The sequence below is a fragment of the Thiocystis minor genome, from assembly GCF_016653465.1.
Classification (GTDB): domain Bacteria; phylum Pseudomonadota; class Gammaproteobacteria; order Chromatiales; family Chromatiaceae; genus Chromatium; species Chromatium minus.
This window is the reverse complement of sequence record NZ_NHSQ01000049.1, coordinates 67,177-74,729: the sequence shown is the minus strand read 5'-3', so window position 1 is coordinate 74,729 and position 7,553 is coordinate 67,177. Positions and strand designations below refer to the sequence as shown.

At 62.4% G+C, this 7,553-nt stretch carries 8 protein-coding genes; 3 read left to right on the top strand and 5 right to left on the bottom strand.

The genetic code is table 11. The annotated features are described in order from the left end of the window. Positions 1 to 323 precede the first annotated feature (323 nt). The 3 genes from ubiA to CCR95_RS05235 all read left to right on the top strand — a co-directional run bounded on the left by ubiA (position 324) and on the right by CCR95_RS05235 (position 2,525). Positions 324 to 1,223, top strand: coding sequence for a 4-hydroxybenzoate octaprenyltransferase (gene ubiA / locus CCR95_RS05245; protein ID WP_201092521.1), 900 nt, complete (start codon positions 324 to 326; stop codon positions 1,221 to 1,223). 309 nt (positions 1,224 to 1,532) lie between these two features. Then, positions 1,533 to 2,153: a thiol:disulfide interchange protein DsbA/DsbL gene (locus CCR95_RS05240; RefSeq protein WP_201092496.1), complete on the top strand. Its 621-nt coding sequence runs from the start codon at positions 1,533 to 1,535 to the stop codon at positions 2,151 to 2,153. Between the two features lie 51 nt (positions 2,154 to 2,204). Next, on the top strand, positions 2,205 to 2,525 hold the full coding sequence (locus CCR95_RS05235) for a Uma2 family endonuclease (protein WP_201092494.1): 321 nt from the start codon (positions 2,205 to 2,207) through the stop codon (positions 2,523 to 2,525). A gap of 111 nt (positions 2,526 to 2,636) precedes the next feature. On the opposite strand, the gene CCR95_RS05230 is transcribed toward CCR95_RS05235, so the two are convergent. The 5 genes from CCR95_RS05230 to CCR95_RS05210 are packed head-to-tail and all read right to left on the bottom strand — an operon-like array spanning position 2,637 to position 7,444. Then, positions 2,637 to 3,134, bottom strand: a complete 498-nt coding sequence (locus CCR95_RS05230; protein WP_201092492.1) for a hypothetical protein — start codon at positions 3,132 to 3,134, stop codon at positions 2,637 to 2,639. A 12-nt stretch (positions 3,135 to 3,146) separates the two neighbouring features. After that, positions 3,147 to 4,493, bottom strand: coding sequence for a hypothetical protein (locus tag CCR95_RS05225; RefSeq protein WP_242523070.1), 1,347 nt, complete (start codon positions 4,491 to 4,493; stop codon positions 3,147 to 3,149). Then, entirely contained in the window at positions 4,490 to 5,746 is a 1,257-nt protein-coding gene (locus tag CCR95_RS05220; RefSeq protein ID WP_201092490.1) for a hypothetical protein, read from the bottom strand. The genes CCR95_RS05225 and CCR95_RS05220 overlap by 4 nt, the downstream gene beginning before the upstream one ends. Before the next feature lie 32 nt (positions 5,747 to 5,778). After that, positions 5,779 to 6,183, bottom strand: a complete 405-nt coding sequence (locus CCR95_RS05215) for a hypothetical protein (protein ID WP_201092488.1) — start codon at positions 6,181 to 6,183, stop codon at positions 5,779 to 5,781. Positions 6,184 to 6,193: 10 nt separating this feature from the next. Further along, positions 6,194 to 7,444 (bottom strand): hypothetical protein, encoded by a 1,251-nt coding sequence (locus CCR95_RS05210; RefSeq protein ID WP_242523069.1) that lies wholly within the window; start codon positions 7,442 to 7,444, stop codon positions 6,194 to 6,196. Positions 7,445 to 7,553 lie beyond the last annotated feature (109 nt).

Genomic DNA, 7,553 nt, shown 5'->3' with positions numbered 1-7,553 from the left:
AGCATGAACCTGTTCGAACAGGAGGGGTCGGCGATCAGCTTGGCCAAGAAGCGCCGCAAGGCCGCGTGGAACGATGACTATCGCGCCAAGGTGGTGTTCGGCTGAGGATTTAAGCGCGCTCGCCCTGGACAGGAACCGGGGACTGACGCGCGTCCGGCATGGCCTGTGTCATAATCGAGCGCGTTTTGTCTGTGTCGATACCTCTTTCAATATTTAAACCGCGCCCCGCCGATCGTCCATGGTGACGCAACGCGAGTTGAAGAGCCATGAAAGGACGTTTCTCGCTCTGGGCGCGGTTTAGCAACGATCAAAAGATTCTCGATATGCGCTTTCCCGAAGTCAAAATCGGCCAGCCCCGCCCGCTTGCCTGGCGCGAACGTCTCTACCGCTATCTGGTGCTGGTGCGCCTGCATCGCCCCATCGGCATCTTTCTGCTGATGTGGCCCGCGCTTTGGGCACTCTGGCTAGCGGGCGAGGGTCATCCGCCCTGGTTTGTGGTGCTGATCTTCGTCCTGGGGGTGGTGCTGATGCGCTCGGCGGGGTGTGCGATCAACGACTTCGCCGACCGCAAGGTCGATGGACAGGTGACGCGCACCCGGCAGCGACCCCTGGCGACAGGCGAGGTCTCGCCTGTGGAGGCGGTGGGGGTATTTCTGCTCCTGAGTCTGCTGGCCTTCGGTCTGGTGCTCCAGTTGAACTGGCAGACCGTGGCGCTGTCGGTGGTGGCGCTGCTGCTGACCTTCATCTATCCCTTCATGAAGCGGGTCACGCATATCCCGCAGTTGTTTCTCGGCGCGGCCTTCGGCTGGGCGATTCCCATGGCCTTCACGGCGGTCACGGGTCAGATTCCCGGTTATGCCTGGGTTTTGTTCGTCGCGACTCTGATCTGGGCACTGATCTACGATACGCAGTATGCGATGGTCGATCGCGAGGATGATCTGAAGATCGGCATCAAGTCGACGGCGATCCTCTTCGGTCGCTGGGACCGGCTGGCGATCGGCCTGTTACAGATCCTGCTGCTCGGGCTTCTGGTCTGGATCGGCGCGACCGCCGGTCGGGGGATGTTTTTTTTCGGGGGGCTTGTTGCCGCCGCCGCGCTGGCGGTCTATCAGCAGGTTTTGATCCGCGAGCGCGAACCCGCGGCCTGTTTTCGGGCGTTTCTGAACAACAACTATTTTGGCATGGCGATCTTCATCGGCCTGATCCTTGACTATCTTGCCTGAGATCGCAAAATGCTGGCCGCCGAGTCAGATTTGTCGTTGTCGTTGTCGTTGTCGTTGTCGTTGTCGTGTTCGTGTTCGTGTTCGTGTTTGTTGTCGTAGTCCTAATCGACTATCCGATTACGACAACGACAACGACAACGACCGCTGTTCAGCTTTGCTTAAGCGATGATCATGATTCGTCGGTCCGAGTTACGACCATCGCCATCATCGATCTTGAATCCTGTTCAACCGCGCTTTTTAGGTTGATGCCTTTGGATCGTTTCCAATCAATCACCTTCACTCACCACACCGTTACTCGGGAGCCTTGCGATGTTCGGCCAATCAATCATTCGGATCCTGTTCGGTCTCCTGCTGACCGCGCAGGCGAGCGCCTTCGACGAGGGCTTCGACTATACCCGTCTTGCGCAGGCGCAGCCGACGCAAACCGGCGACAAGGTGGAGGTGCTGGAGGTCTTCATGTACGGCTGTCCCCACTGCCGCAATCTCGAACCGGCCCTGACTGAATGGTTGAAAACCCTGCCCGAGGGTGCCGCATTCCGTCGCATGCCCGCGACCGGCTGGCGCTGGGTTCCGCAAGCCCGCGCCCATTACGCGGCCCGTTCGCTGGGCAAGCTGGACGTCTTTCACCCCGCGCTGTTCGATGCCATCCACGCGCAGAAGCGGCTGATCCAGACCGAGGACGAACTGGTCGCCTTCGCGACGGAACTCGGCATGGAGGCGGACGCTTTCAGGGCGGCCTACAACGCTCCCGAGGTTCAAAATCAGGTTCGTCAGGACGAGATGATGGTGAGGAACTATGGCGTCGAGAATGTCCCCACGCTGATCGTCAACGGCAAATACCGCGTCAGTCTCACGCAGGCCGGAGGGCATGCGCATCTCTTCGAGGTACTCGATGCGCTCCTGGCTCAGGAGCTTGGCAAGGGGTCATAACCCGATAGGCGATGCTGTTGTCGTCGCAGGATCCAAGGAAAACCAGCGCCCATGACTCAATTCGCCCGGCATCAACGACTCTCGGTCGAGGGCTACCTCGCCGCCGAGGACGGCCCCGACATCCGCCATGAATATATCGATGGCGAACTCTACGCCATGACCGGCGCGAGCCGTCGGCATGGCCTCATCACTCAAACCCTCTCCAGTCTGCGGGAGTATCTGCTAATCGATCAGAACGCACGCGCAGTCGAGGTTCATCGACGCGAGCAGAGTTGGCGGCGGGAGATTGTCACCGAGGGTTCGATCCCGCTCGACTGTCTCGATGTCGAACTGTCCCTGGACACGATCTACGAGGACGTCGTCACGCTTTAATCCCCGTAGGAGCCCGCTTGCGGGCGAAGGGTGGGCGCACGGAAGGCATCTTGGCATGTCACGTCGCCCGCAAGCTGGCTCCTACGGGTAGGATCTTTCCCGGAAATCACCTTATGCCTTCGGATTCGGAAAACGCTCGACCACCCAATGGGGCAGTTTCGCCTGATTGGCGTGATAGAGCGCGTCGGATTCGATCATGACCAGCACCAGGATGCTCGCCATCACCGGCAGGATGCCGATGCCCGCGACCAGCGCCCAGACCGCTTCCTTCATCATTCCGCCGTAGGTATACCCGGCCCAGCCCAGGGCGACCGCCAGCAGCAGGAGGCCGAGCATGAGCATGAAGAGACGGCTGCGGCGCGCGCAGACCTGCCAGTGACACATCACATACCAGGAATCGTGCTCGATGGCGCGGCGGGCGCGCCAGAGCGTGAAACCGAGGATGCCAAACGAGATCGCTGGGATCAGCGCCATGACCCAGGGATAGCTTCCGGCAAGGCCACCGAGCCCCACGGTCAGCAGAATGTGATTGCCGATCAGGTTGATCAGAAAGAGTTCGTGGGGCACGTTGGCCCGCTTGATCTCGTCGTGCGTGACGTCAAAGCGCATGGGCGGGACTTCTCAGAAGGTGACATTGTAGGAGAGCGAAAAGACGTTGACCTGCCGCCCGCCGCTGTCTTCGTCCGCGGGTGGGTCGACGAAGTTGGAAACGCTGCCGGTTTGCGTGTGTAGCCATTCAGCCTTGAGTTTGCTGGTGGGCGAGAGGCTATAGGAAGTGCCGATGGCGACCGAATACTGGTCGAAGGCCCCCTGAAGATCGGCCGCCATGCGCTGGGAGGCATTGATCGCTGCGGCCTCTGGGATAAAGTCAGGTACTCGATTATTGTTCACGACCGTGTAGAGACCCAAGGCATCCGCCTGGGTGCGAATGCCCGCCCAATAGACATAGGGCGTCCAGCGCCCGACGCGCTTGAGCAGGGCCAGGTAACCGGCGCTGGTATCCGGCCCCATGGTGGCGTTGTTGATCCGGCGTCGGCCATATTCGCCGACGAGCCGGAAATCGTTGGGCAGGGCGATCTCGGCGCTCAGCGTCAGGATGTCGATGATGAGCCGATCGACGGTCGGGACGGGAGGTCCGGGCATCGCGCTGTCGAGCTTGTAGTAGCCGATACCGGGCGCGATGGGCACAAAGGGATAAGAACTGGGGAACTGCCCATACTCGGATTCCACTTCGCCCCGATGCAGACCGAGGCGCCAGGTATTGTCGCCAGCGTGTAATGAGATCGCCAATCCGATCATGTCGATCTTGTCATCGGTATAGGTCGCGCCGCCAGGAAAATCCGGCGGCATGTCCTCGCGTAGAAAATCGCGCCAATAGGTCTCCGTCCGGCCCAAATAGCCCTCAAAAGTCCATTCGCGTTCGCCATCGAGCCAGGTTCGCGCGATCGCTAGGCCACCGACATCCGTGCTCGGCATCAGCGAATAGACCTCGGTCGGCAGGCGCGCGAAATCGAAGGTGACACCCACGTCGCTGTTGGCCGAGTAGAGCATCAGCGGCAGGCGCAGCTTGCCGGCGCGCAGCAGCAGGTCGTTATCCGGACGCCAGGAGAGAAAGGCCCAGCTCAGAGTTGGCTCCCAGCCGGTGTCGCTGTGCGTCGAGGGCGCGGCCTTGGCCTGGAGCGTCAGACTCCAGGCGTCGGCGAGCCGGGCGTCCAACTGGAGACCGAGCAGCGAATCGCGATTCAGCGTGCCGCCGTTGTCAATGGAACGCTGGTAGACGAAATCCTGATCGGAGGCGGCGCCGCCCAGGGTGGCAAAGCCGGAGACCTGAACCTCGGCGCCGACCGCGAGCGGAACGACGGCGAGCCAGGCGAGCAGGGAAGCGAGCCGCAGGCGCGGACAGTGGGTCATGGCGTTTTGCCCTGACAGACCGGGGGCCTGGACGTTGGCGGGTGCATGCGCGTTCATCGGAATGTCAGGCTGTAGGAGAGCGAAAAGGTATTGATCTGGCGTCCGCCGCTCTCTTCGGCGGCGGGTGCGTCGACAAAGCCGGACACCGCTCCGGTTTGGGTGTGCAGCCATTCAGCCTTGAGTTTGCTGGTGGGAGACAGGCGATAGGACACGCCGAGCGCCACCGCAGACTGGTCGTGCGCGCCCATGAGATCCGCCGCCGCGCGCTGGGAGGCGTTGACGGTCGCCGCGCCCGGAATCGCATCGGGGAGACGGTTGCGGTTCACCGCCCGGTAGAGTCCCAAGGCCTCGCCGCTGGTCCGGATGCCCGCCCAATACAGATACGGCGTCCAGCGTCCGATGCGCTTGAGCAGCGCGAGATAGCCGGCGCTGGTATCCGGTCCCATGATGGCGTTGTCGATGCGGCGGCGTCCATATTCGCCGACCAGTCGGAAATCGTTGGGCAGGGCGATCTCGGCGCCCAGCGTCAGGATGTCGATCACGAGCCGGTCGACGGTCGGGATCGGGGGGCCTGGCATCTCATTCACGACTTTGAAATAGCCGACTCCGGGCGCGACGGGCACAAAGAGATAGGAACTGGGTAATTGCCCATACGAGGATTCCAGTTCGCCCCGATGCAGACCCAGGCGCCAAGTGTTGTCGCCTGCGCGACAGGAGAGCGCCAGCCCGGCCATGTCGATCACGACATCGGTATAGAGCGTGCCGCCAGGAAATTCCGGCGGCAGATCCACGCGCAAAAAGTCACGCCAATAGGTCTGTGTCCGGCCCGCGTAACCTTCCAGCGTCCATTCGCGCGCGCCATCGAGCCAGGTTTGCGCAAACGCCAGGCCGTCGAGATCCTTGCTCGGCAGCAGCGAATAGACCTCCGTTGGCAGACGCGCGAAGTCGAAGGTGACGCCCACGTCGCTGTTGGCCGAATAGAGCATCAGCGGCAGGCGCAGGCGTCCGGCGCGCAGCAGCCGGTCGTTGTCCGGGCGCCAGGAGAGAAAGGCCCAGCTCAGGGTCGGTTCCCAGGCGTTGTCGTCGTGGACCGAGGGTGCGGCCTTGAGCTGGAACGTCAGGCCCCAGGCATCGGCGAGTCGGAGGTCCATCTGGAGACCGAGCAGCGAATCGCGGTTGAGCGTGCCGCCGTCGTCGATGAATCGCTGGTAGACGAAATCCTGATCCGAGATTGCCCCGCCGAGGGTGGCGAAGCCGGAGAACTGCACCTCCGCGCGGAGCATGTCGGAGAAAATGCAAAGGAATACCATCGGCGCGATGCGCCGGAGTGACGACCCTCGGATCATGGCGTCATCCGCAGGAGGATCCGGGCATCGGAGGTCAGCTCGGTCTCGTCGATATAGCCGATGGCCCCGGGGGTTCTGGCGATGAATTGCTTGACCTCCCCGGTGGTGCCGAATTCGCGGGGCGGGGCGCCTTTCCCGACATAGCGCCGCACGGTCCAGTAGCCGGTATATTTATCCTCGTCCTGCCCCAGATAGTCGCGCAGGAAACGTGCGCGTAACTCGTTGCCGGGCGTCAGATTGACCGGTGTGACCCGCGCTCCGTTCACTTCGACGACCTTGCCGGTATAGATGCGTTGCAGGGTTTCGCGATCGAGCGGAGCCAGGTTGGGGTGGCCGACGATCATGGGTTCCGCCAGGACGGGGAGGGCGGCGCAGAGCAGGAGAGTCAGCGGGATGCGCATCGTGTCGCCTTCAGAATGCGAAACTGTAGGAAAGGGAAAACACGTTGATCTGGCGTCCGCCGCTGTCTTCGCCGGCGGGGGGGTCAACTAGGCTGGATAGGACTCCGGTACGTGTGTGCATCCATTCGGCCTTAAGTTTGCTGGTGGGTGACAGGCTATAGGAGGCGCCGATGGCCCAGGACTGCTGGTCGAAGGGACCGAGCATGTCCGCTCCCGCGCGTTGCGTGGCATTGATGGCGGCGGCACCGGGGATAACGTCCGGCACTCGGTTGCGGTTGAGCGCGTCTCCGAAATCCAGTGCCGGCGGGCGCGAGCGGATACCGGCCCAGTAGACATAGGGGGTCCAGCGCCCGATGCGCTTGAGCAGCGACAGATAAGCCGCGTGCGTGTTGGGACCGGCGATGCTGGCATTGTCGACGCGACGCTGTCCGTATTCGCCGACCAGTCGAACATCCTGGGGCAAAGTCATCTCCACGCCCAGGGTCAGTACATAGATGATGTACTTGTCGACGAACGAGACGCCCGGTCCGGGCATGGCGTCCGCGACTTGGTAGTAACCGATGTCGGTACCGGGCACCAGGGTGACGAAGGGGAATTTGCGCGGGATCGGGCCTTGATCGGCCTCGGCATCGGTGCGGTGCAGTCCGATGCGCCAGATGTTTTCCCGCTCGCGTCGCGACAACGTCAGGCCGCCCATGACGAAATCGTAGCTGAGGAAGGAGACACCGGCCGGAAAAAGGGGTTCCATGTTGTCGCGCAGATAATAGCGCCAGTGGGTCTCCGTCGTGCCCAGATACCCTTCTAGAGTCCATTCGCGCGAGCCGTCGAGCCAGGTTCTGGCGAATGACAGTCCGTTGACATCCGTGGTAGGCAGGAGCGAATAGACCTCGGTCGGCAGCCGAGCGAACTCGAAGGTGACACCCACGTCACTGTTGGCCGAATACAGCATCAGCGGCAGGCGCAGCCGACCGGCGCGCAGCAGCAGATCGTTGTCCGGCCGCCAGGAGAGAAAGGCCCAGCTCAGGGTCGGTTCCCAGGCGTTTTCGTCATGTGTCGATGGAGCGGCCTTGGCCTGGAGCGTCAGGCCCCAGGCGTCGGCGAGTTGGGCGTCCAACTGGAGACCGATCAGCGAATCGCGATTCAGCGTGCCGCCGTCGTCGATGAAACGCTGATAGATGAAATCCTGGTCGGAGACGGCCGCTCCCAGGGTGCCAAAGCCGGAAATTCGTACCTCGGCGCGGGCCGCGAACGGGACGATCAAGACCAAAGCGGTCAGGCTGGCGAGCCAGTGCGACGCGCGTGGGTGGGTGTCTGGATTCGCGCGTGCGCTTGCGATGGATGGGGCGCATCCGGTTGCACCGGAGACCGCG

Bases quoted from the DNA above. Each gene is read 5' to 3' on its own strand.
- ubiA (WP_201092521.1), top strand. From the start codon at position 324: ATGCGCTTTCCCGAAGTCAAAATCGGCCAGCCCCGCCCGCTTGCCTGG.
- CCR95_RS05240 (WP_201092496.1), top strand. From the start codon at position 1,533: ATGTTCGGCCAATCAATCATTCGGATCCTGTTCGGTCTCCTGCTGACC.
- CCR95_RS05235 (WP_201092494.1), top strand. From the start codon at position 2,205: ATGACTCAATTCGCCCGGCATCAACGACTCTCGGTCGAGGGCTACCTC.
- CCR95_RS05230 (WP_201092492.1), bottom strand. From the start codon at position 3,134: ATGCGCTTTGACGTCACGCACGACGAGATCAAGCGGGCCAACGTGCCC.
- CCR95_RS05225 (WP_242523070.1), bottom strand. From the start codon at position 4,493: ATGAACGCGCATGCACCCGCCAACGTCCAGGCCCCCGGTCTGTCAGGG.
- CCR95_RS05220 (WP_201092490.1), bottom strand. From the start codon at position 5,746: ATGGTATTCCTTTGCATTTTCTCCGACATGCTCCGCGCGGAGGTGCAG.
- CCR95_RS05215 (WP_201092488.1), bottom strand. From the start codon at position 6,183: ATGCGCATCCCGCTGACTCTCCTGCTCTGCGCCGCCCTCCCCGTCCTG.